At 53.1% G+C, this 26924-nt stretch carries 21 protein-coding genes; 10 read left to right on the top strand and 11 right to left on the bottom strand.

Going from position 1 to position 26924, the window contains the following annotated elements:
• The first annotated feature begins 333 nt into the window (after positions 1 to 333).
• Both pntA and pntB read left to right on the top strand, forming a co-directional pair.
• On the top strand, positions 334 to 1863 hold the full coding sequence (gene pntA, locus BS640_RS04625) for a Re/Si-specific NAD(P)(+) transhydrogenase subunit alpha (protein ID WP_017493257.1): 1530 nt from the start codon (positions 334 to 336) through the stop codon (positions 1861 to 1863).
• Positions 1864 to 1873: 10 nt separating this feature from the next.
• A complete protein-coding gene (pntB, locus tag BS640_RS04620) occupies positions 1874 to 3265 on the top strand; it encodes a Re/Si-specific NAD(P)(+) transhydrogenase subunit beta (RefSeq protein WP_017493258.1) in 1392 nt (463 codons plus the stop codon).
• Positions 3266 to 3342: 77 nt separating this feature from the next.
• Here the strand turns inward: pntB and uspE are convergent, their stop codons facing one another.
• From uspE to BS640_RS04600, 4 genes are all read right to left on the bottom strand, one after another.
• A complete protein-coding gene (gene uspE, locus BS640_RS04615; RefSeq protein ID WP_017493259.1) occupies positions 3343 to 4314 on the bottom strand; it encodes a universal stress protein UspE in 972 nt (323 codons plus the stop codon).
• A 282-nt stretch (positions 4315 to 4596) separates the two neighbouring features.
• Positions 4597 to 5352 carry an FNR family transcription factor gene (locus tag BS640_RS04610; RefSeq protein ID WP_017493260.1) on the bottom strand — a complete coding sequence of 252 codons (756 nt, stop codon included), beginning with the start codon at positions 5350 to 5352 and terminating at the stop codon, positions 4597 to 4599.
• Between the two features lie 701 nt (positions 5353 to 6053).
• On the bottom strand, positions 6054 to 7274 hold the full coding sequence (locus BS640_RS04605; RefSeq protein WP_084912071.1) for a glycosyltransferase family protein: 1221 nt from the start codon (positions 7272 to 7274) through the stop codon (positions 6054 to 6056).
• Between the two features lie 62 nt (positions 7275 to 7336).
• On the bottom strand, positions 7337 to 8146 hold the full coding sequence (locus BS640_RS04600) for a mannosyl-3-phosphoglycerate phosphatase-related protein (protein WP_017493262.1): 810 nt from the start codon (positions 8144 to 8146) through the stop codon (positions 7337 to 7339).
• Positions 8147 to 8438: 292 nt separating this feature from the next.
• Here BS640_RS04600 and smrA point away from each other — a divergent pair, with 292 nt between their 5' ends.
• The 3 genes from smrA to BS640_RS04585 all read left to right on the top strand — a co-directional run bounded on the left by smrA (position 8439) and on the right by BS640_RS04585 (position 11418).
• On the top strand, positions 8439 to 9014 hold the full coding sequence (gene smrA / locus BS640_RS04595) for a DNA endonuclease SmrA (protein ID WP_017493263.1): 576 nt from the start codon (positions 8439 to 8441) through the stop codon (positions 9012 to 9014).
• Between the two features lie 134 nt (positions 9015 to 9148).
• A complete protein-coding gene (apbE, locus tag BS640_RS04590) occupies positions 9149 to 10201 on the top strand; it encodes an FAD:protein FMN transferase ApbE (RefSeq protein WP_084912070.1) in 1053 nt (350 codons plus the stop codon).
• Positions 10202 to 10575: 374 nt separating this feature from the next.
• Positions 10576 to 11418, top strand: a complete 843-nt coding sequence (locus BS640_RS04585) for a serine hydrolase (protein ID WP_026110722.1) — start codon at positions 10576 to 10578, stop codon at positions 11416 to 11418.
• A gap of 50 nt (positions 11419 to 11468) precedes the next feature.
• Here BS640_RS04585 and glgX read toward each other — a convergent pair whose 3' ends face one another.
• Positions 11469 to 13742, bottom strand: coding sequence for a glycogen debranching protein GlgX (gene glgX, locus BS640_RS04580; RefSeq protein ID WP_084912069.1), 2274 nt, complete (start codon positions 13740 to 13742; stop codon positions 11469 to 11471).
• A gap of 264 nt (positions 13743 to 14006) precedes the next feature.
• On the opposite strand from glgX, the gene BS640_RS04575 reads away from it, so the two are divergent.
• A complete protein-coding gene (locus tag BS640_RS04575; protein WP_084912068.1) occupies positions 14007 to 14954 on the top strand; it encodes a 2-hydroxyacid dehydrogenase in 948 nt (315 codons plus the stop codon).
• 131 nt (positions 14955 to 15085) lie between these two features.
• Positions 15086 to 16048, top strand: a complete 963-nt coding sequence (cbl, locus tag BS640_RS04570) for an HTH-type transcriptional regulator Cbl (RefSeq protein WP_026110698.1) — start codon at positions 15086 to 15088, stop codon at positions 16046 to 16048.
• A 154-nt stretch (positions 16049 to 16202) separates the two neighbouring features.
• On the opposite strand, the gene BS640_RS04565 is transcribed toward cbl, so the two are convergent.
• Together BS640_RS04565 and BS640_RS04560 are read right to left on the bottom strand one after the other, a co-directional pair.
• Positions 16203 to 17150 carry an ABC transporter substrate-binding protein gene (locus BS640_RS04565; protein ID WP_017493119.1) on the bottom strand — a complete coding sequence of 316 codons (948 nt, stop codon included), beginning with the start codon at positions 17148 to 17150 and terminating at the stop codon, positions 16203 to 16205.
• Positions 17151 to 17161: 11 nt separating this feature from the next.
• Positions 17162 to 18274: an LLM class flavin-dependent oxidoreductase gene (locus BS640_RS04560; protein WP_017493120.1), complete on the bottom strand. Its 1113-nt coding sequence runs from the start codon at positions 18272 to 18274 to the stop codon at positions 17162 to 17164.
• Between the two features lie 195 nt (positions 18275 to 18469).
• Between BS640_RS04560 and BS640_RS04555 the strand changes: the two genes are divergently transcribed.
• On the top strand, positions 18470 to 19750 hold the full coding sequence (locus tag BS640_RS04555) for a rhodanese-like domain-containing protein (protein ID WP_084912067.1): 1281 nt from the start codon (positions 18470 to 18472) through the stop codon (positions 19748 to 19750).
• Between the two features lie 67 nt (positions 19751 to 19817).
• Here the strand turns inward: BS640_RS04555 and BS640_RS04550 are convergent, their stop codons facing one another.
• From BS640_RS04550 to BS640_RS04540, 3 genes are all read right to left on the bottom strand, one after another.
• A complete protein-coding gene (locus BS640_RS04550) occupies positions 19818 to 20090 on the bottom strand; it encodes a YjbD family protein (protein ID WP_017493122.1) in 273 nt (90 codons plus the stop codon).
• Between the two features lie 81 nt (positions 20091 to 20171).
• Entirely contained in the window at positions 20172 to 21734 is a 1563-nt protein-coding gene (locus BS640_RS04545) for an MFS transporter (protein ID WP_017493123.1), read from the bottom strand.
• Between the two features lie 121 nt (positions 21735 to 21855).
• Positions 21856 to 22779 carry a LysR family transcriptional regulator gene (locus tag BS640_RS04540; RefSeq protein WP_017493124.1) on the bottom strand — a complete coding sequence of 308 codons (924 nt, stop codon included), beginning with the start codon at positions 22777 to 22779 and terminating at the stop codon, positions 21856 to 21858.
• 104 nt (positions 22780 to 22883) lie between these two features.
• Between BS640_RS04540 and BS640_RS04535 the strand changes: the two genes are divergently transcribed.
• Together BS640_RS04535 and BS640_RS04530 are read left to right on the top strand one after the other, a co-directional pair.
• Entirely contained in the window at positions 22884 to 23444 is a 561-nt protein-coding gene (locus tag BS640_RS04535) for a GNAT family N-acetyltransferase (RefSeq protein WP_017493125.1), read from the top strand.
• Between the two features lie 68 nt (positions 23445 to 23512).
• On the top strand, positions 23513 to 24616 hold the full coding sequence (locus BS640_RS04530; RefSeq protein WP_139802771.1) for an ABC transporter substrate-binding protein: 1104 nt from the start codon (positions 23513 to 23515) through the stop codon (positions 24614 to 24616).
• Between the two features lie 83 nt (positions 24617 to 24699).
• Here the strand turns inward: BS640_RS04530 and BS640_RS04525 are convergent, their stop codons facing one another.
• A complete protein-coding gene (locus tag BS640_RS04525; RefSeq protein ID WP_416362533.1) occupies positions 24700 to 26775 on the bottom strand; it encodes a TonB-dependent siderophore receptor in 2076 nt (691 codons plus the stop codon).
• Positions 26776 to 26924: the final 149 nt, after the last annotated feature.

The raw sequence follows: 26924 nt of genomic DNA, 5'->3' as shown, positions 1-26924 counted from the left end.
ATGTTAATTATTTACATTTTCCTCACTTTTGTGCCCGCCGTTGGCGAATAGACATCATCATGCAAGAGTGATTCATCTGGTATTTTTACCTCATTGAAGTGAATTAAATATGAAAATTACCGGCTTTGCAGTGCTATCGAGGCTTATGCCGTTTTTAGGTGATTTAATCCTCATTAATGCGGTTTCCTTATAGCTTATTAACCCGATATTCAGTAGGTTATAGCCGGCCTGAAAATTCCGTCAGTATTTCGGCGAAACAAGCCGACAGGTTTTTAATTTTTGTATCTACATCGATGATATGCATCATCAAATAAAAGGGTGAAGGGAATAATTATGCGTATTGGTATACCAAGAGAACGGTTGACCAATGAAGCCCGCGTTGCAGCAACACCGAAAACGGTGGAACAACTGCTGAAACTCGGCTTTACAGTCGCCATTGAGCAGGGCGCAGGTAAACTGGCCAGTTTTGACGACGCGGCTTATGAAGCAGCCGGTGCTACGGTTGAAGCGGGAGACGCCGTCTGGCATTCCGACATCGTCATGAAGGTCAATGCCCCTCTGGACGACGAAATCGAAAAGCTGCAGGCAGGCTCCACGCTGGTGAGCTTTATCTGGCCAGCCCAAAATCCTGAGCTGATTCAGAAACTGGCTGAACGCAACGTCACTGCGCTGGCAATGGACTCTGTACCGCGTATCTCTCGTGCACAGTCAATGGACGCCCTCAGCTCGATGGCCAACATCGCAGGCTATCGCGCAATCGTTGAGGCCGCACACGAATTCGGACGCTTCTTTACCGGTCAGATTACGGCCGCAGGTAAAGTTCCTCCTGCCAAAGTGATGATCATCGGTGCGGGCGTTGCCGGTCTGGCTGCTATCGGTGCTGCGGGCAGCCTGGGTGCCATCGTGCGCGCCTTCGATACGCGTCCTGAAGTAAAAGAACAAGTTCAAAGTATGGGCGCCGAGTTCCTCGAGCTCGACTTCGAAGAAGAAGCAGGCAACGGCGACGGCTATGCCAAAGTCATGTCTGAGGCCTTTATCAAGGCCGAGATGGCGCTGTTTGCTGCTCAGGCGGAAGAAGTTGACATCATTGTCACCACCGCGCTTATCCCAGGCCGTCCGGCACCTAAGCTGATTACCCGCGAAATGGTTGAATCCATGAAGTCGGGCAGCGTGATTGTTGACCTCGCGGCGCAAACCGGCGGCAACTGTGAGCTGACCGTCGCGGATACCATCACAGTGACCCCGAACGGCGTGAAAATCATCGGTTACACCGATTTGCCAAGCCGTTTGCCAACCCAGTCTTCCCAGCTGTACGGTACTAACTTAGTTAACCTGCTGAAACTGCTGTGCAAAGAGAAAAACGGAGAAATCGAGATCGATTTCGAAGATACCGTTGTGCGCGGCGTGACTGTGGTTAAAACCGGCGAAGTGACTTGGCCGGCTCCGCCGATTCAGGTTTCTGCTCAGCCACAGGTGGCCAAGATTGAAGCCCCTGTCGCCAAAGAGGCCGCCAAGCCTGCCTCCCCATGGACCAAATACATCATTATGGCGATTGCCGTGGTGCTGTTTGGCTGGTTGGCCGATGTCGCTCCGAAAGAGTTTCTGTCCCACTTTACCGTCTTCGCGCTCTCCTGCGTGGTTGGCTACTATGTGGTCTGGAACGTCAGCCATGCGCTGCATACGCCTTTGATGGCGGTAACCAACGCAATTTCCGGCATCATTGTGGTCGGGGCATTGCTGCAGATTGGGCACGGCGGCTGGGTGAGCTTCCTGTCCTTCGTGGCGGTACTGATTGCCAGTATCAATATATTTGGCGGATTTACCGTCACTCAGCGCATGCTGAAAATGTTTCGTAAGAATTAAGGGGTAGCATATGTCTGGGGGTTTAGTTACAGCTGCATACATTGTTGCCGCTATTCTGTTTATTTTCAGCCTTGCGGGACTGTCCAAGCATGAGACGTCCAAGCAGGGGAATATCTTTGGCATGACCGGGATGGCGATCGCGCTTATCGTCACCATCCTTGGCCCTGACTCCGGTCACGTTGGCTGGATTATTCTGGCTATGGTTATCGGCGGCGCTATTGGCATCTATCTGGCACGTAAAGTCGAAATGACTCAAATGCCGGAACTGGTTGCGATTTTGCACAGCTTTGTCGGTCTCGCTGCGGTGCTGGTGGGGTACAACAGCTATCTCGACCACGGCGCAGTGCCGATGGACGGAGTGATGGAAAACATCCATCTGGTCGAAGTGTTTCTCGGTATCTTCATCGGTGCTGTGACCTTCACCGGATCTATTGTTGCGTTCGGTAAGCTGCGCGGTATTTTTTCTTCAAAACCGCTGGCTCTGCCGCATCGTCACAAGCTGAATCTGGCGGCGCTGGTGGTGTCATTCCTGCTGCTCGTCGTGTTTGTCCGTGCTGAAAGCGTGGGGACACAGGTGTTTGCGCTGCTGATTATGACCGTCATCGCGCTGGCTTTCGGCTGGCATCTGGTCTCGTCAATTGGCGGTGCAGACATGCCGGTTGTCGTTTCTATGCTGAACTCCTACTCAGGTTGGGCGGCAGCGGCGGCAGGCTTCATGCTGAGCAACGACCTGCTGATCGTGACCGGTGCGCTGGTCGGTTCTTCGGGTGCGATTCTGTCTTACATCATGTGTAAGGCGATGAATCGTTCGTTTATCAGCGTTATTGCCGGTGGTTTCGGTACCGACAGCTCCTCGACTGGCGATGACCAGGAAATGGGCGAGTATCGTGAAATTAACGCGGAAGACGTGGCAGATATGCTGAAAAACGCCTCCTCGGTCATTATCACCCCTGGCTACGGCATGGCGGTGGCGCAGGCGCAGTATCCGGTTCAGGATATTACGGCTCGACTGCGTGCCAAAGGGGTGAAAGTGCGCTTTGGTATTCATCCGGTGGCCGGACGTCTGCCAGGCCACATGAACGTGCTGTTGGCTGAGGCGAAGGTGCCTTACGACATCGTGCTCGAGATGGACGAAATCAACGACGACTTCAGCGACACCGACGTGGTGCTGGTTATCGGTGCCAATGACACCGTTAACCCAGCCGCGCAGGAAGACCCACGCAGTCCGATCGCCGGTATGCCGGTGCTGGAAGTGTGGAAAGCGCAAAACGTTATCGTGTTTAAGCGTTCTATGAGCACCGGTTACGCTGGCGTTCAGAACCCGCTGTTCTTTAAAGAGAACACGCAGATGCTGTTTGGTGATGCCAAAGAGAGTGTCGAAGGGATCCTGCGCGCGCTCTAAGCGATGCTGTAGTTTCCAGATAAAAAAAGCCAGTCGCGATGACTGGCTTTTTTATTGCCCAAACCTAACCGAAAACGCTATTCGGCGTCGGTATCCTTGATATTTGCTCCGCTCTCTTCGAGAGAAATAGGGCAGACAAAATCGTCGGGCTTAATCGCCAGCAGGTCGCATTTCAAATGATCGATAACCTGCTCGGTAGTGTTGCCGAGAAACGCGGCAGACAGTCCCGTGCGGCCAATCGACCCTAAGACTACGACGCCGGCTTGCAAATGCTCAGCCAGATCGGGGATGACTTCTTCAGGCAGTCCTTTTTCAACGTGAGTGTATTTCTCGTCTAGCTGGAACTTTTGTCGTAACGCTTTCATGGCAATCAAGTGCTGACCGCGAATGGCATCGTTATAAACGCTAGGGTCGAAATCAGGCAGTTCGATGGCAATGTTGATAGGGGTTACGGGGTAGGCACCCACCAGATGAACCTCGGTCTGGTTAACGTGCGAGGCGACCTCAAGGGTTTCCTTGACCAATTTAATGTTCAGCGGGTCGTGATAGGGCTCTTCACTCGACAGGTTGACGGCAACCACCGCTTTACCGCCCTCCGGCCAAGGTTGGTCTTTAACCATCCACACCGGACAAGGGCATTTGCGCAGCAAATTCCAGTCGGTAGGCGTAAAGATGACGGACTCGAGGCGGTCGTGCTGGTGGGCCATTTTCAACAGCAGGTCGTGCTGTCCGGCAAGGACCTCGTGAATGATGGCTTCAAAGGGTTTGTTGTGCCATACCACTTTAATGTCGATAGGAATGCCTGCTTCGACGTAGTAGTGGCACTGTTCTGCAATCCATGCGCTTCTTTCGCTTATCACACCCTGACGCATGGCGGTGCGTTCTTCAGGGGACAGCATGGTGGTCATTTCGTAGGAAAAATCATAGATCGACAGGAAGGCTTTGATCTTCCCACCGTTGCGTTGAACAAGATAGACCGCGCGACGTAGCGCCGGCTGGTCATCCTGGTTGGGGTCAATAGCGACCAGAAGGTTCTGATACTTGGCCAAAGGAGCCTCCTTAACATCTGTGATTGAAAGCGCACAGGGCGCCATTTTCTCAAGGAAAGTCAAAACCCGTTAAAAGAGAACGCAAAAGAGAAGCCAAATGCAAACGCTTAAGCTGTCGCCTTATCGATGGACGAAAAGAGCCCGCGTTATAGTTATAGAGTAAACCAGGATGGACAAACAGAACAGAGGATAAATTGAACCGGATCAATAAAGTAAATCAATAAAATAGACAAATTATTGATCCGGTATTTGACGCCTCGGGCAGGGTGCCCGAAAGCGCAGCTACGAAACCAGCGAAATAGGGTTTCCGGCCAGCACCGACAGCGCGTTATGGTCTTCAATCGTAATGTATTTACCTTTTACGCTGAGCATGCCAGATTTCTGGAAACGCCCGAGCAGGCGGCTGATCGTTTCCACGGTCAGGCCGAGGTAATTACCGATATCGCCGCGCGTCATCGTCAGGCGGAACTCGCGCTGCGAGAAGCCGCGCTGTGAAAAACGGCGAGCAAGGTTATAGATAAAGGCCGACAGGCGCTCTTCCGCGTTCTTTTTGGAAAGCAGTAGGATCATATCTTGGTCGCCTTTGATTTCGCCGCTCATCAGCCGCATCATTTGCTGACGCAGTTTTGGCAGTTTTCCAGAAAGATCATCGACCGTTTCGAAAGGTATTTCGCAAACCATTGAGGTTTCAAGCGCCTGAGCAAAGCTTGGGTGTTGCAGACCCGCGATAGCGTCAAAGCCAACCAGGTCACCCGCGAGGTGGAAACCGGTAATCTGCTCGTCACCTTGTTCTGTGATGGTGTAACTCTTGATGGTGCCGGAACGGATAGCATAGAGAGACTTGAGTTCGTCACCGGCTTTAAAAAGAGTCTGCCCTTTTTGAATCGGTTTTTTACGCTCGATAATGTTGTCGAGTTGGTCTAACTCATGCTCATTCAAAGTGAAGGGAATACACAGCTGACTGATGCTGCAATCCTGGCAGTGAATTGCACAACCACCAGATTGGATACGCCGAATAATACGTTTTTCCGGGATCATAGGTTTCGCTCTCGCAATATTGATATGCGTCAATTTTAACATCTTTTGCAATGAGTGATAAGTGTAAGTTTTGTCCCGAAAGAGGTATTTAGTTAAAAACCACGATTTTTAAGGGGTTTTTTATAAATATTTTTTGATCTAACGACAAATAAGCGGTCATTTCGGCCAGAACTCTTAGGCGAATATATAAAAAGAGTCTCGTTTACGTCAATTTTTTTGCATCCCGGGAACGCGGGTTGGAGCAAAGGTTGATCGATTTTTGCAGGCGGAGTAAACAGGTCGGGCAAAATAAGTGCAGGCGCGACGTTAATTTAAAATTCATTTTATTCAGTAAGTTGTGATTTTCACGCGCTGTGAAATCAAATTCTATGCCAACATTTTAGGTTTGTCGGTTATTTCGTACTAATACGGATTGATGTTATTGCAATGTTATTTTTGACAGGCCATAAGCAGGAAATGTGTCAATAAGTGCAGGTGAAATGGCGAAAATAACTCGTGGGAGTTATTGACCGCTGGCGGCTGAAATTAATTTTAATCAAATAGGGTTTTAAATCAGCGGGTCACAATACCGTACGCGCAGAAATTATGACTATTAATTTATCGCTGATTAATTGCGGCAGAATAATGTAATAAAATTGTGAACGGATAAATCTATTAAGCAGTAGGGCGTCACAATAAATCCTGTGACGCCCGGTTTTATCTTAAACGTTACCTTTGTTGTCTTCTTCTACCGCATCGTGAATACGTTCCAGCATGTCCGGGAACGCCGACTGAACGCGGCTCCAGCTCGGAATAAACGGCTTTTCACTCGGCGTATCGACGAATGCCAAACCGGCCTCCATGATTGCCCCTGAGAACAGCTCAACCGCCGACTCTTCGCTGTGGCGGTCAAACTTCAGGCCGTTCATTCGCGCGTCATGCTCGAAGCCGTCAATCATGTCCAACGCGTTGCGATAGTAGGTGGCTTTGAGAATGCGGAACGATTCGCTGGTGATCGGCACGCCCAGAATCGCCATCTTGCGATACAGTGCCTTGGTAATGTCGATACTCATGCGCTGTAGGCCATTGCTCGCGTCATCTTCAGACATTGGCTGATGTTTGTGGTCATAGTTATCGGCGATATCGACTTGACAGATGCGCTTGGTGGCCGTATTGCGATGCAGCTCCGACAGCACGCCAATCTCAAGACCCCAGTCACTCGGAATGCGCAAATCGTTGAGTACGTGGGTACGCATAGCGAATTCGCCGGAGAGGGGATAACGGAAGCTGCGCAGGTATTCGAGAAACTCGGAGTTTCCATAAACGATTTGCAGCGATTTCAGCAGTGGAAACACCAACAGGCGTCCCACGCGGCCGTTGAACTTACCGTCAGCCACTCGCGCGTAATAGCCCTTACAGAAATCATAGTGGAAATTAGGGTTCGCGACCGGATACATCAGGCGAGCCAGCATGTCCCGGCTATAAGTGACGATGTCACAATCATGCAGGCCGACCACCGTGGTACGGCGCGAAGCGAGCGTGTAACCGACGCAAAACCACACATTGCGGCCTTTGCCCGGTTCCATTGGCGAAAGGTTCTCTTTCTTTAACTCTTCATCGATCGCCTTCAGGCGTGGGCCATCGTTCCACAAAATACGGTGACGTTGTGGCAGGCGAGAGAAAAATTCGCGTGCAAATAGAAACTGATCGCGGTCTGCGCGATCTAAACCAATGACAATCTCTTCCAGGTAAGGAACCTTGGTCAACTCGTCAACAATCTTGCTCAACGCCGGCCCTTCAAGCTCCGAGAACAGAGAAGGGAGGATAAGCCCCATCGAGCGTCGACCCGAGAACACCTGCAGATCGTATTCTAATTCTTCTAATTTTCTTTTCGTGAGGTTGTGAAAATTAGTAATGATACCGTCCTGATAAAATTCGCTCATAGGCATCCTCAATTTATTTAAAAGAACATCAAAAAAACCACACAGGGCAAAACGTGAATCTGTTAACGGTCGATAAGGTGGTCCAGTCCCTCTTTCCAGCCTTCGGGACCGTATTGTTCGGTGCGAAATACGTTTACACCTTCTTTGACTGGCATTTTATGGTCATGGTGACCTCGAATGACCACCGCATAATCTGAAGCATTAAGCATGCCAATATCGTTGGGGCCATCGCCGAGTGCGATGCTAACAACGGGTTTTCCGGCCCTCTCTGCGTAGCAGTCGCTCAGCCATTTCACCGCCGGGCCTTTCCCTGCATCGGCCCCCATCACGTGCCAGAAGCGACCACCGCGCGTAAGAGCCAGTTTCTCTTGATGCAGATATTTTTCGAAACGGGAGAAATCGAGGCTGTTACCAAACCAGATAATCGGTTCAGAGGCTTCGCGCTGCATGGCCAGTTTGGCATTCTCAAGCGGAAGCCCGGTCCAGTCGATCACCTGCTGGGCGTTAACGTCACCGAAACCGCGAAATTCAAAATCGTAGCGCTGGCGTAACGCGACCAGAACATGACGAATGTCTTCGTAAGCGGCGCCAATAATGTGCCCCGAAGTCGACGATTCGTGCTTTTGCCAACGGTCTGGCAAACCTATCAACGCACCATTTTCGGCAATGAAAGGTACCTCAGTAAGTTCTAACTTTCTCTGGAGTTCTGCGACCTCGGCCGCCGTTTTGCTGGTGGTTAGAACCACCGGAACCTTCGCCGCACTCAGTGTGTTCAACCATTCCTGCGCTGGCTGCCAGTCGTAGCTGTGGTGGTCTAGCAGCGATCCGTCGAGGTCAGTAAATACAACCAGATTGTCATCAAGGTACGGCATCATTTCTCCTCAAAATGAATGGAAACAGAAACGACCAAGCATCAGAATTATTCCACTCCAGGGCCTAAGTATAGCCCTAAATCAATAAGCCATTTTTTTGAGCGATAAATAACAGACTGTGGAACAGGGAGTTATATGATTCTTATCTTTGAAGCGGTGAGAGCGGTCGGGCAGGATATTGCAGCCTGCACTTTTTTCTATACACTCAGTTCTTAAGCCTGACCGTCACCGCTTCAGGGTGCCGGCCAGGTTTGAGAACGTGAAAATCTAATAAAACGTCGGGAGGGTGACGATGAAAAATGATGATGAAAATGATGATTTTCTGTTTTCACAGGAAATGGCCGGCGTCCACAAACTCTCAGATAACAATCAGGTGGTTTACCTCAAAAACCATCAAAAAGCGGCACGGCCTCAGACGCCGGACGTAACTGAACCTGAAAATATTCTGACTACCGGCTTTCTTGACGTCATCGACTGCGCCGAACCGCTGGAATATAAGCAGGCGGGCGTGCAGCAGGGCGTCCTGGATAAGCTGCGTCAGGGGAAATATCCGCTCGAAGCCAGCCTTAACCTTCTCCGCAAACCGGTCGAGACCTGTCGTCAGGAACTGTTTAGCTTTTTTCTGCAGGCACAGGCGCAGAATCTACGCACCTTGCTGATCGTTCACGGCCGTGGCAGGCATGACGAGAGCCATGCCAATATCGTGCGCAGCTATCTCGCCAAATGGCTCAGGCAGCTTGACGAGGTGCAGGCTTTCAGCGTGGCAACCGGCAAGGACGGCGGGGCAGGAGCCTGCTATGTCGCGCTTAAAAAATCGCCTCAGGCTAAGCAGGAGAACTGGGAAAGGCACGCCAAACACAGTCGTTAAATCTAAATTAAACAATCGGGAAGTAACATTTTAAGCGTTGGCACCGTTAACGCAGGGTTTAACAAAAACTGTATACTCTTGGCCCTACCTAATTTATCCCTATGTTAACCCTGCGTTTTGCTAAGTGAGTTTACATGCTGTTCAATCGCCACCTTTTGCCTGCCTCTCTTGTTCTGAGCGGAACTGCGCTGCTTTGCGCCTGCGGTCCAACCAACAGCCCAAGCCTGTCGGCAGTCGTTATCTCCGGTCAAACCATGGGCACCTACTATCGCGTCAGCATGGTCGGGCTGGATAAAAGCCGCGAACCGGAGTTGCGCAAACAGATTGAAGACCAGCTGAAAGAAGACGACCACGAGCTTTCAACCTATAAGAACGACTCTGTTCTTTCGCGCTTTAACCAATATAACGGTACCGATCCGCAGCCTGTCAGCTCCGGCATGGCCGACGCCATTGTCACTGCGCTGCGCATCGGCAAAAAGACCGGTGGCGAGATGGACATTACCGTCGGCCCACTGGTCAATCTTTGGGGATTTGGCCCGACCAAAGAGCCTGTCAAGATGCCAACCCAGGAGCAGATAGACGCCGCCAAGGCCGAGATTGGGCTTTCGCATCTCAAGGTCATCGAGACCGTGGACGGAGACTATTTGCAGAAAGACAAAGCCAATATGTACGTTGATCTCTCAACCGTTGGCGAGGGTTATGCCACCGATCACCTTGCGAGACTGGTAGAGGGCAACGGTGTCAGCAACTATTTGGTCTCCGTGGGCGGCGCAGTCGTTTCTCGCGGCAGAAACCCTGAAGGCAAACCGTGGCAGGTTGCTATCCAGAAACCGACCGACAAAGAAGATGCGGTGGAGGCCATTGTTGACCTGCAGGGGATGGGGATAAGCACCTCGGGCAGTTATCGCAACTACTATGAGCTGGACGGTAAGCGCCTCTCGCACATCATCGACCCCGAAACCGGACGCCCTATTACCCACAAACTGGTCTCGGCAACGGTGATTGCACCGACTGCACTCGAGGCCGACGGCTGGGATACTGGCCTGATGGTGTTAGGTACTAAAAAAGCCCTGGCGTTGGCCGAAAAAGAGCATCTTGCGGTGTATTTGATCACTAAGGAAAAAGACGGCTTCAAAATTACCATGACCCCGCAGTTCAAAGCCTATCTGCGCAAAGCCGAGAAATAAAAGTAACCCATCTCTACAAGCCTGCGTATTCTTGTCATGACTCAAGCCCCTGTGAGAGCGTATTTTGCCGGGGCTCGACGTCTTGTTTTGAATCCCACTGCGGATGTTAAGTAAACTGAACTGGCTATTTCTAAGATGTGTCTTAAAAGTGGTACACAAAGTCCTGATTCTGCGGGGTTGTCGTCCCTATGCAACGATTTTTTTACAATTTACCTTTTGGTCACCTCTGCCAAGTTGGGCACTATTTGGCGTCAGGGAGAGCTTTACTGCGTATCGTCAATAAAACGATCTCCTGCATCGTCTTCAGGAATGCGGCTGGTTGGTCTCTGAGTTGTTGAAGTCATTAATTCATTTTTAATCGTCTTATGGTTGTTATGTCATTTTTTTCCCGCATTGTTCGTTCAGGATTTGCCCGTCTCACCGTTCCGCTGTTTAGCCTGCTGTGTGTCACTTCCTACAGCGCCTCGGCCAAGGTTTATCCCCCTATGCTTTCACGGTCGGTACTGGTCATGAATGCCACCAACGGTCGCGTGCTGTATCAAAAGAACGCCACCCGTGCTTACCCCATAGCCTCGCTAACCAAGCTGATGACCGCGATGGTGGTGCTCGACAGCCACCAGTCGCTGAAGCAAAAAATCACCGTTACGCCCGCCGACAGAGACTTGCTCAAGCTAACGCATTCACGTTTAACGATAGGTTCTGTGCTGTCGCGCAAGGACATGCTGCACATCGCGCTGATGTCTTCAGAGAACCGTGCCGCTGCCGCGCTCAGTCGCTACTATCCCGGCGGCCGCCGTGCTTTTGTTCGCCAGATGAATCGTAAAGCGCGAGCCTATGGCATGACCCACACGCATTTTTACGATCCGACCGGATTAACCCCGCGTAACACCGCCTCGGCGCATGACCTGGCGATTATGGCCAAGCACGCGTACCGCTATGCGCTTATCCGCCAGCTTTCGACCGATAAACGCGATGTGGTGCATCCGGGGCACGGCCAGCTGGTGTATCGCAGTTCTGACGGGCTAATTAACAATAAAACCTGGAATATTGTGCTACAGAAAACCGGCTATACCGATCAGGCCGGACACTGTTTGATTATCTATACCCGCATCAAGGGGCAGGACGTCCTGATGGTGATAACCGGTGGGCCGCGCGGTTACTCGCATTATCACGATGCGCTCGGGCTCAAGGCGTGGTTGATGCACGGCAATCTGTAAACGCCCGTTGTACTAACCGGGCGTTGAAGGGGCTCGCTCGAAGAGGGACGTTATTTAGGCAGACTCATCAATTCAAACAGCACCACGCTGCGTGATGGGCAGGTGTATTGACTGCCAAACTCGAAGTTGCGCTCGTTGATGTCGTCTGGTTGGTAGGTGTCGAGAATATGCCGCCAGCTTTCGCCGTGTGCCACGGAAGGCAGCGAGAACACCACGTCCTCGTGAGCCGCGTTAAACAGGAGAAGTACCGTGCTCAGTGAACCATAGCGAGTCAAACCGGTAGGCTGAGCGCGCCCGTCCAGCAACATACCAATGCTCTTGGCGTGCGCATCTCCCCAGGCTTCGTCATTCATCTCTTCAGCATTCGGCTGGAACCAACTGACGTCTTTAACATTCAGTTTTTCATGCACCTGACCGGTCAGGAAGCGACCGCGATGCAGAATAGGAAACCTGGCACGCAGGGCAATCAACCGATAGGTGAAGAGGATGAGTGAACGCCCTTTGTCCTCGATATTCCAGTTAACCCACGCAATTGGCGTGTCCTGGCAGTAGGCATTGTTGTTGCCGTTCTGCGAGCGGGCAAACTCGTCGCCGGCCAGCAACATTGGCGTTCCCTGCGAGAAAAACAGCGTCGCCAACATGTTTCGCATCTGCCGAAGCCTGAGTTCATTGATAGCAGGATCGTCCGTCTGGCCTTCGACGCCATAGTTGGCCGAAATATTGTTGTCGGTTCCGTCCTTGCTGTCTTCCCCGTTCTCTTCGTTGTGCTTGTCCTGATAGGACACAAGGTCATTGAGGGTGAAACCGTCGTGCGCGGTAATAAAGTTGACCGAGGCGTAAGGTTTGCGCCCACGATGGTTGAAAATATCGGCCGAACCGGAAAGACGGGTAGCAAACTGGGCCAGCTGTCCTTCGTCGCCGCGCCAAAATTTTCGTACCGAATCGCGGAAGCGGTCGTTCCATTCCACCCATCCCGGAGGAAAACCACCGACCTGATAGCCGCCCGGCCCGCAGTCCCAGGGCTCTGCAATCAGCTTACACTGGCTCAGTATCGGGTCCTGACGGCAGGTGTCGAGGAACCCACAGCCTTCATCGAAACCGTAACTTTCGCGGCCAAGAATGGTGGCAAGGTCGAAGCGGAAACCGTCAACCTGCATCTCGGTCGCCCAATAGCGCAGGGAGTCAGTCACCATTTGCAGCACGCGTGGATGGCTGAGGTTCAGCGTATTGCCAGTGCCCGTATCATTGATGTAGTAGCGCCTGTTTTCCGGCATCAGACGATAATAACTGGCGTTATCGATGCCTTTAAAAGAAAGCGTTGGGCCAAGCTCGTTGCCCTCCGCCGTGTGGTTGTAAACCACGTCGAGGATAACCTCGATTTCAGCGGCATGCAGGGTGGCTATCATCTGCTTGAATTCGTTGATGGTGTGCGTTGCCATATATTGAGGATGCGGCGCAAAGAAGCTTAGCGTGTTGTAGCCCCAATAGTTGTGCAGCCCTTTTTCCTGCAAATGACGGTCGTCGGTGAATGCATGAATAGGCATCAGTTCGATCGAAGTCACGCCGAGAGATTTAATGTAATCGACAATCTGTGGGGTGGTCATGGCCGAAAAGGTGCCGCGCAGGTGCTCCGGCACGGCGGGGTGGCGCATAGTGTAACCGCGAACGTGCGTCTCATAAATGATGGTTTTTTCCCAGGGAACCGGGTTCTTACGCGAGCGCGCCCATGAAAACGCCGGATCGATAACCCGACACTTCGGTAAAAAGGGTCCGCTGTCGCGGTCATCCAAATGCAGGTCTTTTTTGTCGCTTTCCATGTCGTAGGCAAACAGGGCATCGTCCCATTTTAAATCGCCGACAATCTGCTTGGCATAAGGGTCTAACAGCAGCTTGGCGGGATTAAAACGGTGTCCGTCGTGCGGGGCATAAGGCCCGTGAACGCGGTAACCATAGAGCATGCCGGGCCGGGCATCGGGGAGATAACCGTGCCAGACCTCGTCGGTATACTCCGGCAATTCGATGCGGTCATACTCTTCGCCTTCTTCATTAAACAGACAAAGTTCTACTTTAGTGGCGTTCGCCGAGAACAGCGCAAAGTTTACGCCGAGGCCGTCCCAGGTTGCGCCCAGAGGCACTGGCAGTCCCTCACGGACGCGCGTTTTATGCCCGCTGTCGAAATTTTTAACCAATTCACCATCGCTGTAGGGATGGATCAGGCGGACACCCTGCTCGGTAACTTCAACATCGACCTGCGCCTGAGGTTTGATAGGAGGGGTAACTGAAGCCGTGGGTTTAACAACTTTTTTGGGTGGGGCTTTGGCCATCGTTGATAGTTCTCCAGGAGAGTAAACAAGCAAGAAATCTGCAAAGCGCATAGTTGGAGTGTAGACGCTGGTTTTACAAACGCACCTTGAAACAGATGTTTTGGGCGAAATCCTGTACAAGTTGAGGTTGTTACAGGATAGTTAATAGCCTGCTAAGTCTTTTTTTCCTGTCTATTTTTGACGCGAAGTTGCTCGCAATCGGGTGCACAACAAAATGATTTACCGCACCTTTTTGCTGACGGTTATTTTCGAAGGGGGACATTCATGAAAATCGATTTATTATGTCATTTTGAGATGGACGCCGGGTTTCCGGCCCACTATGAGGCCGCAGGTTTTGCGCTGCATTTCGCACTGACGCCGAAAGACCGTAATAATCTGCCAGCCGATGTCGCGGCAAAAATTCGCGCGGTATTGACCGTGGGTTCAATTGGTCTCACCGCCGAGCAGATGGACGCGATGCCCAAACTCGAGATTATCTGCGCGCAGGGCGTGGGTTTTGAACAGATTGATATAGCGGCTGCCAGAGCGCGTAATATTCAGGTGACGCACGGCCCCGGTACCAATAATTCAGCGGTTGCCGACCACACTTTGGCACTGATGCTGGCCATCACTCGCAATATTCCCGACTTCGACCATCGCGTGCGCACCGGGCAGTGGGCGCGCTCGCGCATCGTAACCCCCGGCATGTTTGGCAAAAAGTTGGGCATCATTGGTTTGGGCAATATAGGTATGCAGATTGCTCATCGCTGCGCCGGAGGATTCGATATGCCGGTAGGGTATTTCAATCGCCGTCCTGTGGCAGACAGCCGGTACCAATATTTTGACAGCCGTCAGTCACTGGCGCGTTGGGCAGACTATCTGGTCGTGGCGACACCGGGAGGGAAAGAGACTCTCAATCTGATTGATGCCGAGGTGCTACGCGAACTCGGGCCACGGGGATATCTCATCAATATTGCGCGCGGCACGGTGGTTGATACGCGGGCGGTGATCGAGAGTCTGAATAATCACACTATCGCTGGCGCGGCGCTTGACGTGCTTGCCGGTGAGCCTGAGGTGCCGGAAGAGTTGGTAGGCATCACCGGGAATCTGGTGCTTACGCCTCACGTCGCGGGGCGTTCTCCCGAGGCGATGTCAAACATGATGAAACAGGTGCTCGAGAACTTGAACGCCCATTTCAGCGGACAACCGGTAGTCACGCCAGTACCGGCCTAATCCTCACGCGTTTAAGGCATAAAGAAACAACCCTTATTAGTAAAAAGCATAAGTAACTTTTTTTTCGTATTTGTCCTATTGGTTACACGGACGTAACAATAGAGGCAAGTATAACTAATTAGGGGTTCACGGTGAATTTCCAACAGCTAAAAATTATTCGGGAATCAGCGCGATGCAATTACAACCTGACTGAAGTGTCGAACATGCTTTTCACTTCACAGTCGGGGGTGAGTCGTCATATCCGCGAACTGGAAGACGAGCTTGGGGTTGAGATTTTTATTCGTCGCGGCAAACGGTTACTGGGTTTGACCGAGCCGGGCAAAGAACTGCTTTCCGTCGCCGAGCGTATTCTGAATGAAGCGCAAAATATCCGTCGCCTGGCCGATATCTTCTCTAAAGAAGATGCGGGTGTATTGACCATAGCGACCACGCACACTCAGGCGCGTTACAGTCTGCCGAGGGTTATTAAGGCGTTTCGTTCGGTGTATCCGGCCGTGCGTCTCGAGCTGCATCAGGGCTCGCCGCAGGAAGTGCTGGCGATGTTGCTCAGTGGTCAGGCCGACGTGGCGATCGCCAGTGAGAAGCTCATCAACGATCCTTCCGTCGCCTCGTTTCCGTATTACCGTTGGCATCACGCCATCCTGGTGCCGGATGGCCACCCGTTGCTGGACCAGCAGCCGGTGACCTTGCAGCAGCTCGCCGAATACTCGCTGGTGACCTATCGTCAGGGGATTACCGGACGTTCGAGAATAGACAGCGCCTTCGAGCAACACGGGCTTAACCCGGACATCGTGCTCAGCGCGCAGGACTCCGACGTTATCAAGACCTACGTGGAGCTGGGGCTGGGTGTCGGGATTTTGGCGGATAAAGCCTTCGACGCCGACCGTGACCGGGGTCTGCAACTGATTAACGCCGAGCACCTTTTCGAAGCCAACACCGTTTGGCTGGGCCTCAAGCGTTCGCAGTTACAACGTAACTATGTCTGGCGATTTATTGAATTGTGTAATCAGAGTTTGTCGATCAATGAGATTAAAGAGAAAGTCTTTAAACAGCCGCAGAACGACAGTGACGTGGTGATTGATTATCAAATTTAGGGTTTGAATTTAATTTCTTAGGTCAAGGGCACGCGCCCAGCGCGCAAGGCGCGTGCCTTTGACCTAAAAAGCAGGTCCAGGGCAGCCGCCCAGCAAACACGCCACACACTCTTGCCCAAAAAAAGAAACCTAAAACAATGGCCATTTAAGGCCATTACTGAATGATAAAACTCCGATCAAATGTCCCTTTAACGTCAACTCTTACCGGCAATAATCCCGCCTGCTGGTAAAAATCGGCGGTCTGCTGCTGCTGCGCAATCGTCTTGTCATCGAGCGACTGCCAGCGGGCGTTGCTGCGCCCATAGGACAGCCTGGCGGCCTCAGGCGGGAAGCCGATGATTTTCGACAGCGTCTGACTGTAAGTATCCAGATGCTGGTGCGCCCACACCTGTGCCTCGGCAAGTCGCTGCACATAGTCGGCAATGGCAGCGCGTTTTTGCTTGTCATTCAGCGCGCGGTCGGTCGCGGCGATAAAGCTGTTGCCCGACCACAATCCGCGTCCGTTTACCGCCACCTTAAGAGAGTCCTGCGTTTCGGCAAAGGCGGTGTAAGGTTCCCACGTCGCCCAGACGTCAACCGATCCCTGCACCAGCGCCAGTTTGGCGTCGCTCGGCTGAAGGAATCTGAAGGTCACATCTTTGGCGGTGAGGCCCGCAGAGGCTAAGGCCTTTAGCGCGACAAAGTGGCCAATCGATCCCTTGTTGGTGGCGATGCTTTTGCCTTTCAGGTCGGCGGCGCTGTGAATCGGACTGTCGGCGCGCACGATAAGCGCCGTGCCGTAAGCGTCTGACTTATCGACGGCAATCGCCTTGACTTGCGCACCGGCCGCTTCGGCAAACAATAGCGGCGCATCGCCAATCACACCAATGTCCACCGCCTGCGCGTTAAGCGCCTCGGCGAGCGGGGCAGCGGCGGGGAACTCAGACCATTCAATCTTATAGGGCAAATTTTGCAGCTTATTAGCGGCCTCAAGCTGGGCGCGCATATTGCCTTTCTGATCCGCAATACGCAGTGTGATTTCTGCCGCGTGAGCGGTCAGCGATGAGAGTGAAAGTGCCGCCAACAGACTCAGTCCAGCGAGTCGATAACCTAAAGATATCATTCGTGTTCCCATTACCATTCTGCATGCGCAGCCGGAAGACTTTCCTTTAACGCCTGCTGTTTGTGTGCGGCAATTTTCTGTCGCGTGAGAGGAATAAGTTCGCGCCCGTATTCCACGGCGTCATTAAGCGGATCAAAGCCGCGTATCAGGAAAGTCTCGATGCCGAGGTCGTAGTATTTCAGCAGCGCATCCGAGACTTGTTCCGGCGTACCGACCAGCGCGGTCGAATTCGAGCTGCCGCCGACCAGCGCCGCGATACCGGTCCAGAGATGGTTATCCAGACGATCGCCTTTCGCTACCGCATCGAGCAGCCGTTGAGCTCCCACGCTCTGTGGTTTGGCCTGACCGAGGTTCACGCCGTTCTTTTCCAGCTGGGCCTTGGCTTGGGCGCGTATGATTTCAGCCTTTTGCCATGCTTCTTCCTCGGTGCGACCCAAGATAGGGCGGAATGAAATGCTGAAGCCTACCTCACGGCCATAGCGCTCAGCCTCTGCCTTGACCGCGTTGACCGTTTCGGACGCGCTGGCGAGCGGTTCACCCCAAAGTGCGAACACGTCGGCGTGTTTCCCGGCCACGCGGATAGCGTCATCAGAGGACCCACCGAAGTAAATCGGTAAACGAGGCTGGTGGGGTTTTATCTGCGTGAAGGCATTTTCAGCCTGATAGAATTCGCCCCGGTGGTTATAGCCCTTATCCGAATACCAACTCTTTTTAATCACCTGCAAAAACTCTTCGGTGCGGGCGTAGCGCTGGGCTTTGTCGAGGAAATCTCCGTCGCGGCGCTGCTCGGCATCACTGCCTCCGCTGATGATGTGCACTGCCAAACGCCCGTCGAGGAGGTTATCAAGCGTTGCCAGCTTGCGTGCGGCAAGCGTCGGTTCAACGAATCCTGGGCGATGAGCCAGCAGGAATTTAATTCTCGAGGTACTGGCGCCTGCGTGAGCAGTCACCAGAAAACCATCGGGTTGATCGGACCCATAGGCCACCAGAACTCGGTCGAATCCGGCATTTTCGTGGGCTTTTGCGAAGTCGGCAATATATTGCTTATCAAACACTGGCCCAGTGGGCGCAATAGTCTCCGAGGCTAATCGATGGCCGATCATCCCAATAAATTGAACGCTCATGGCTGATACTCCCGCTGTTAATAACCCTCACCACATCAGATGGCAGACGAGATTTACCTTAGACAGCCTGGTCCGCGCTGAGAAATCAAAATTTAACATTTGGTTAGCGATAATATGAATTTTGCATCCTCAGGCCCGGTGCTAGCCTGCATATCATTGTCTCATTCCGAGCCTTCGATGCGTGGAGCACGTCCTATGTCTGATTCTCTAAATTCAATTCCCTTACGCCACACTGCCGAACTGACTCAGGCGCTGCGCAATGGTCAGGAAGTGGCTATCGTTGATCTGCGTGAAGAGGCCGATTTCGGCACCGGTCATCCGCTATTTGCCACCAATCTGCCGCTGTCGAAGCTGGAGATTGAGGTGCTTGACCGCATACCGCGTCGTAGCACCGCTATCACGCTGTATGACAACGGACAACGTTATAACCCGCGCACCGGAACGCGGCTGGCTGAAGTCGCGTATCAGCGACTTAAGGCGCTGGGATATGTCGATGTGGCGCTGTTGGCGGGCGACCTCGCCGGTTGGAAAGAGGCGGGGGGTGAGGTTTTTACCGATCTTAATTCACAGAGCAAAGCCTTTGCCGCGTGGGCCGAATATCATCATCAGCCTTCTGCGCCACAAGAAAGCGCGCCGGAAATCGCTCGTGAATGGGCGGCACGCACTGGGGCTCAGCAGATCGATTTAGCGCAGTTTATCCAGTGGCAGGCCGATGGCCAACGCACACTTTATCTGTTCGACGTGCGCAGCCCCGAAGAGTTTCAGGCCGGTCATTTGCCGGGTGCGCGTAATGTCCCGGGAGACAGACTGACGCAGTCCATCGACCAGTTTGCCAGCGTACGTGGGGCACGCGTGGTGCTTATCGATAACGACGGCGTAAGGGCGAATCTCGCGGCGTCACGTTTGGCCCAGTTGAACTGGGACGCCTTCGTGCTGGCCGACGGCGGCAAGCCTGAGGCACTGTTTACCGAATCAGGTAACGGGACTGTCACCTCGGCACCGGTTCCTGCGATTGAAAGTATTGATGGCCAGCAGCTGCAACAGTGGCTTGAGGAAGGGGAAACCGGGATAGTGGACCTGACGCTTAGCGCCAATTTTCGTAACCGTCGCATTCCCGGTGCGGTTTTTACCGCACGCAGCCAGCTGCCGCAGACGTTGTCGCAGCGTCCAGCTTATAAACGCTGGGTAGTGACCTGTGGCAGCGGTTTTCTGGCGCGTTACGCCGTCACCGAAGTGGCGGAGTTGACGGGATCACCGACCTATTTACTCCACGGCGGCACGCTTAAATGGATCGATGAACAGCGCCCGCTGGAGCACGGCGATTCGCCGTATTTGCAGAATCCACGCGACAAATACCTGCGTCAGCATGAGCAAGACGACGCCAGCCCTGAGGCAATACAGGCCTATCAGGATTGGGAGAAAGGTTTGGTGGCGCAGCTCGAACGTGATGATACTCACGGCTTTCGTTTGATCTAATACGGGGGGGAGAATCCGCCAAAAAAAAGGGCAGCCGAAGCTGCCTTTTTTAATGCAAAAATCTTGTTTAGCGACGGCCGCGAGGATGGGTTCTGGCAGTCCAGTCATAAGTTGCCGAAGTGCTTGGCGTGGCATTGGCTTTGGCACGGCGTTTTTCTGCTCGCGCTTTGCTAGCGACTTTCTCTTTTTCAGCCATTAATGCATCAATATAATCGTCTTTAATGCGGTTGTTTTCCGAATTGGTCAGATCACGTCCCTGGGCCTTTCTCGCCCTGTCTAGCTGCGTTTTTAACTCGCGTTGCTCGCTTTCCGTCATGTCCTGCTGTGTCAGTCTTTTCATTGCTTTGGTATCCCTTTGAGGAAAGTGATACCTAGTGTAATCGCTAACAGTCAAAAATCTCAGACTTAACGCGCTTTTTACTCAAGATTCTTGAGGTTTCTGCGTCTGTTTCACCGCTACCCCGGGAAATTGAATCAGCGGCAGGCGGGTTGACTGCCAAAAGGCCAATAATGCCAGTAAGGCACAGACCGCCAGACCTATATCAATCGCGTTGACCATGGCGCTGCGAGCGAGTGGATAATACGACACAAACTGCGCTGCCACCGGCTGCAACAGCACCTGCGGGTCGGCAAAATGCCGCTGAACCGACTCGGGAAGCACAGCGTTGCTGCCGTCCAGCAGCTTGCCTGCCACGTGAACGCTGTACCACTTCGTCACGGCTGCGCCAGTCAGCGCCGTCCCAAGCAGGCCGCCGACCAGACGAAGAGACTGGGTCAGGGCGGTGGCAATGCCGAGAAATTCACGCGGTGCCAGCGTCTGAATAAAAATGGTCACGTTCAGCAGGATGAAACCAATGCCGATCCCCGCCATCATCATCAGTCCCATCAGTACGCCGAAGTGTCCACGACTGCCGAGCAACGCCAGCAGTGCACAGGCGCTGGCGGCGACCAGAAAGCCCATCTGCGGCAGACGCATCGGGTTATTCATGCGGGTCACAATACGACCATTGATAATCGCGCTGACAGTAATGCTCACACCCATCGGTGTGACCAGCCACGCCGCCTGCTTCGGCGAATATCCGTATCCCCCCTGAAACAGCAGCGGCATAAAGTAGAGCAGGGTAAACAGCACCGCACCGATTAATATCGAAATAGTAAATAGTTGCTTAACCGGGCCGATGGCGAAGAGCGCCGGTGGCAGGATAGGCGAATGAGCACGTCGTTGTTGATACACCAACAGCGCGGCACTGAGTCCGCAGGCCAGCATCAGGCCAATCAGCGAGAAGGCCGAACCGTTGCTCGGTAAAAACTCCGCCAACAGCTGCATGCTGCCCAGCGCGCACATAATCAGCAGTGCGCCCAGCCAGTCGAGGCGAATCGCGGCCTTCTTGGGCGGCTTGATATAGGGCAGATAAATCCACGACACCACCAGCGCCAGCGCACCCAGCGGCAGGTTAAGATAAAACACCGAACGCCAACCGTATTGCTCAGTCAGGATCCCGCCGAGCGTTGGACCTAGCGCATTCACGATGCTGAACGCCGTACTGAAAAGAATCTGCCAACGCAGGCGTTGTCGAGTATCGGGGAACAGTTCGGGGATGCAGGCAAAGGCGGTGCCGACCAACATACCGCCCGCGATGCCCTGCACCGCGCGCCAGAGAATAAGCGTCTGCATGGTGCCCGCAAAGGAGCAGAGCGCAGAGGAGAGAGTGAACAGCAGCGTGGCGGCAATGACGAAATATTTGCGGCCATAGTAATCGCCCAGACGGCCAAAAATCGGCACGGTGATGATCGAGGTCAGCAGATAACTGGTGGCAACCCAGGCGTAGAGGTCGAAATTACCCAGGTCGGCCACGATATACGGCATCGCATTGCCGATAACCGTTTGATCCAGGGCGGACAGCATCAGTACCAGCGCCAGTCCGAGGACGGCTAATAACGAACGACGGAAAGTTAAGGGTGCGGCAACAACTGAATCAGTCATAAAACATGCTCTGCGGCAAAAAGAGAGAAAACGAGGTGCTGGGCAGCAGGGGCCTGAATATTTCAAGCCTTAGCCTGCGAAGATAATAGGGGGAGGCCAGAGTGAAAGGCAAAGAGGAGTTTCAAATCACATAATCAGTTTTACTTATAGGTCTCGACATCAGTTTGTCGATAAGCTTTTTCAGCCCTTTATTCAGCGGCTTGTCCTGCCTGAGAACCAGCGCCAGCTGCCTTTCTAGCGTCGGCTGGAGCGGACACTGAGCCAGTCCGCATCCCGCTGATTCACCGCGCAGCGCCAGCTGCGGGACAATGCTATAGCCTAGCCCGTTGCTCACCATCTGTTTTATCGCCTCGATACTGCCCAGCTCCATGACCGGACGGGGTTTCAAGCCTTGTAACTGAAACCAGTTGTCGATCAGCAATCGCGTACTGCTGCCTGTTTCGAACAAGACCAGCGGCAGGCCGCATAGCCGTTCGGGCGTGAGTGAAGACAGGTCCGTGTCGTGGCGTTGTGGGCCAATCAGCACAAACTGCTCGCGATACAGGGGCGTTATCGACATATTTTTTCCCGCGGCGGGAAGGGTAACCAACCCGAGATCCAAACGGTTCTCCTCAACGGCACGGGTTATCTCGTCGGTATTTCCAATCCTGACGCTCACCTCGAGATCTGGCCAGTCGACCTTAAGTTGACCGAGTAATTCAGGCAGTAAATGAATACAGGCCGTCGCCCCGGTGCCTAACGTAACCTGTCCGCTGACTCCTTGTGCGTGGACCGCCATTGCGCGCAGCGCGAGCTCGACGCTGTTGTCGAGTTGCGCGATATGCTCAAGTAACGTGCTGCCTGCCGAGGTCGGCTTCATGCGCTTGGCGATGCGTTCGAGCAGTTTGAGGTTGAAGTATTTTTCTAACTGACGGACTTGCAGGCTGACCGCAGGCTGGGTCAGTCCGAGCTGCTCGGCGGCTGCCGAAAAACTGCCGTGGCGAACCACCAGTTCGAAGGTCGCGAGCTGTTCGAGATTCAGTTTGGGCGAGGGGTGTCGGTTCATACCAAAGTTTTTCTTATGCCGATGATAAGTTGACAAAGCTACATTAAGTTAACTGTTTACTTTACTCTTGAAAACAACGCAATCAATGATATCGAGAAAACGCTATGTTACCCGAGAGTTACACAGAAAATGCCCTTGAGCTGTGCGATGCCAGCGAAGCGGATATGGTGGAAGTGCAGAAGATTTATGCACATCACGTGATCCACGGATTGTCGAGCTTCGAGACCGAAGCGCCGACGCTCGAGGAGATGCTGCTGCGCCGCAGAAACGTGCTCGGCAAAGGTTTGCCCTATCTGGTTGCACGCCAATTTGGGCAAGTCCTAGGCTACTGCTATCTCTCACCCTACCGGCCACGCTATGCCTACCGATTTACCGTAGAAGGTTCGGTATATATCGCCGAAGCGCACCAGGGTAAAGGCGTGGGAAAAAGCCTGATGGCCGAGGCGATTTTGCGCGCCGAACGCGGCGGCTGGCGTCAGATGATGGCGGTCATCGGTAACAGCGAAAATATCGCCTCACTGAGGCTCCATCAGTCGCTCGGATTTCACGTCATCGGGCAACTGACCGGCGTCGGTTTCAAGCATGGGCGTTGGGTTAACACCATTATGATGCAGCGAACCCTCGGCGAGGGAGAGACAACCCCACCCTTTGATTGCGAAAAATAACGATAATCATTATCATCCATGGCTTTGAAGATGAACTTCGAGGCCTTATGCGTTTCTCAAGTTGGGCAATGGCCATCGCTATTGCGGTAGGCAGTGGTGCAGTAATCCAGACGGCGCAGGCCAAAACGGTTGTCGATATTTACCAGCGGAAGGTCGAGATCCCCGATAATCCACAGCGAATAGTGCTTGGTGAGAGCCGCATGCTCTACAGTCTGGCGCTGATTGAAGACGGTGACCCTTCGGCCCACGTGGTGGGTTGGCCGGGTGACATGCAGCATTATGACCCGCAGAGCTGGCAGCTTTACGTGAAGGCGTTCCCGCATATTGCCAGCGTCGAACAGATAGGCAACACCAGTTACGACCAGATGAGCGCAGAGAAGATCATCGCCTTAAAACCGGACCTTGTTATCCTGCCGCGCTATGCCAAACGGTCGTCGAATGAAGGAACGCTTGAACAGCAGCTGGATAAGGCCAAGGTGCCGTTTATCTACGTCGATTTTCGCGTCGATCAACTGCATAACACCGTTCCGAGCCTGCGGCTGCTCGGCCAGGCATTGAATACTCAACAGAAAGCTGAACGCTTTATTGATTTTTATCAGCAGCATATGCAGCATATTAGCCAAACGCTGGCGAATTATCAGGGTAAAAAGCCCAGGGTGATGCTGCAACTGCATTTGGGCAGAAGAGAGAGCTGCTGTACCACGGTTGCCAACGGTAATCTCGCTGACCTGCTGGCGTTTGCCGGCGGCGATAATATCGCTAAAAAGGCCTTCAAGGGCGTGTATGGCGAGATGAATCCTGAATCGGTTATTGTTGCCAATCCTGACGTCTACCTCACCACCGGCATGTCGGGTCCTGAAAAGCCGGACGATTTGCAGCTCGGCCCGCAGGTCTCGAAGGAACGGGCAGAAAACAGCTTCAGGTCGTTAATGTCAAACCAGCTAATTCTGTCGAATCTGCGCGCGGTGAAAGAGGGGAACGCCTACAGCCTGTGGCACAACTTCTATTTAAGCCCTTACCACCTCATTGACGTGGAAGTGTTCGCCAAGGTGTTTTATCCGCAGCTGTTTGCCTCGCTGGACCCCGATCAAACGCTGAAAACTCTGTACCAGCAGTTTTTACCTATCCCTCTAACGGGAACCTACTGGACTCGACTCCAGGCCAAGCCCTAACCGCCAGGCTGCCGGAACCTTCCGGCAGCCATTTCTCATGAGTAAATCCTGATTTTTTTATGATTTTTTCTAGATGCAGAGCATCAGAAATCGACGCTGGCCGACAACACCACATTGCGGGTCTCGCCTTCTTCAACGCGCAGGTTACCGGCGCTTGAGGTGTAGTATTCCTTATTGAAGATGTTGTTAACGTTCAAACGCAACTGAGTGTGTTTGCCGAGCAACGCGTTGTCCCAGGTGATGAAGGCATCCGCCACCGTATAGGCTGGCATGGTGAAGCTGTTTTCAGGATCGCCCGCCCGCGTGCCAACATAGCGCGCACCGCCGCCGAGGCGAATATCGCCCGGAACCGGCAGCCAGCGCAGAGTATGGCTGACGTACAGGCTCCCCATGTTGGTGGGCGCATTCACCAGACGGTTACCGACGTTGTTCTGCGACACGTTGTCCTCAACTATCTCGGTCTTGTCGTAGGCGTAGTTGGCGCTGACGCTCCAGTCTTTGGCTATTTCTCCGTTCAGCTCAAGCTCGACGCCGCTTGAACGTGCTTTTGGAATGTTGCGCGTGACGCCATTGATGTATACCGACATGTCTTTTTCATCGATGCGGTAAAGCGCGACAGTGGCATCAAGGCGGGGAGAAATCTGCCATTTACTGCCTATCTCATAGGTGGTACCCAGTTCTGGCTGCGCGGTATTGCCGTCGTCATCGACGTCGGTTGAAGGCGTAAACGACTTGCTGAAGTTGCCGTAGAACGACAGGGAATCGTTGAGCATGTACACCAATCCAACCTGTGGCAGGAACTTGTTGGCGGTATCGTTTTGCGTCTCGACCGGCGTCACGAAGCCGGAAGAACCCTTTTGATTGTAGTGCTGATAGCGACCACCGATGACCCCAATCCAGTGGTCGGTAAAGTGGATGCTGTCTTTGGCGTAGACAGAATGGTTGAACAGCGTCGATCGCAGGTTACTGTTGCTGTCTGAATAGGTCGAACCGTTGGTTATCGGTGAGACGCCGTAAACCGGGTCATACATATTAAAGTTTGAGTTGACCTTGCCGCGATAAGAATACTGCTTGTAGGTCTCGACCTTCTCATAGTCTGCGCCTATCAGCAGATCATGCTTCATGCCTAAAACCTCTGGTTCGCCAATCCAGTCCCATGAGGTCAGACTGGTTTGATGATTAAAGCCACGGTTGGCGTCTGCACGGCGGGTCACTGCACCGGTGGTGGTATTAATGGCCGTCGCGCGCACTTCGTTGCTATCGTAGCGACGTTGCATCCAGGCGTAGGTGAAGCGGGTTTTCCAGTCTGGCGACAGTTCGTATTCCCAAGTGGTATTCAGGCGCTTGTTTTTGCCCCATGCGTGGTTAGCCAACTCGTCGAGGCGGCGTTCGTAAGGGATGCTGAGAGGTTTACCGTTGATAAACGCGGTGCCGCGATCGTAAGGAATATCGTATTTATACTCCTGATAGCTGATGTTAAAGCTGGCTTTTTCACCGTACCAGCTCAGCGACGGGGCGAGCAGGGTGTGCTGGTCTTTGCCGAAGTTACGCCAATAATCTTCCGACTGGCGTTCGGCGATAAAACGAAAGGCGAAACCATTGCCCAGCGGGCCGGTGACGTCGAGGGTACCCGCACCGCCGCCTGAACCTCCGGTACGACCGCTAACGCGGGTGTTCCATTCATACTGCGGTTTCTTGCTGATAACATTGATGACGCCGCCGGGGTTTTGGATCCCGTAGAGTAAGGAGGCTGAGCCCTTCAGCACTTCTACGTGGTCGGTGGTCGCGTCAAAGCCGAGTCCCTGATTGCTGCGCACGCCGTCGAGCAGAATGGAACCGTCGCTGTTGGCACCGAACCCCCTTTTTACGAAACCGTCTTCCGTGCCGCCCAACGTGTTGCCCTGCGTCACGCCGCTAACGAACTTCATTGCGTCATCGAGCGAGGTCACCTGGTAGTCTTCAATCATTGACTGAGTCACTACGCTGACAGACTGTGGTGTTTCAATCAGAGGGGTATCGGTTTTGGTGGCCGTAGAGGCCTGCGTTGCGCCGTATTCGACCGGGTTCGCGTCTGCTGCGTCGGCAGTAATGGTCATGACCGAGCCGGAGTTATCGGCCTCGCTGCCGGTGGCGGCGAGCAGGGGGGAGCAGTGTAAGATGGCCAGCGCGAGGACGCTGGGTTTGAAATAACCTGTTGCGCGAGACTGTCCAGAGTGAGGATTAGCGCCGTTTTTTATGTTTGTTTTTGATAATGACAAAATAATGGTCCCTGAAAATGCAAATGATAACGCTTTGCATTCTAATTACC

It is taken from the genome of Rouxiella badensis (genome assembly GCF_002093665.1).
GTDB classification, from domain to species: Bacteria; Pseudomonadota; Gammaproteobacteria; order Enterobacterales; family Enterobacteriaceae; genus Rouxiella; species Rouxiella badensis.
The sequence above is the reverse complement of the archived record's forward strand: the minus strand, read 5'-3'. Positions and strand labels throughout refer to the sequence as shown.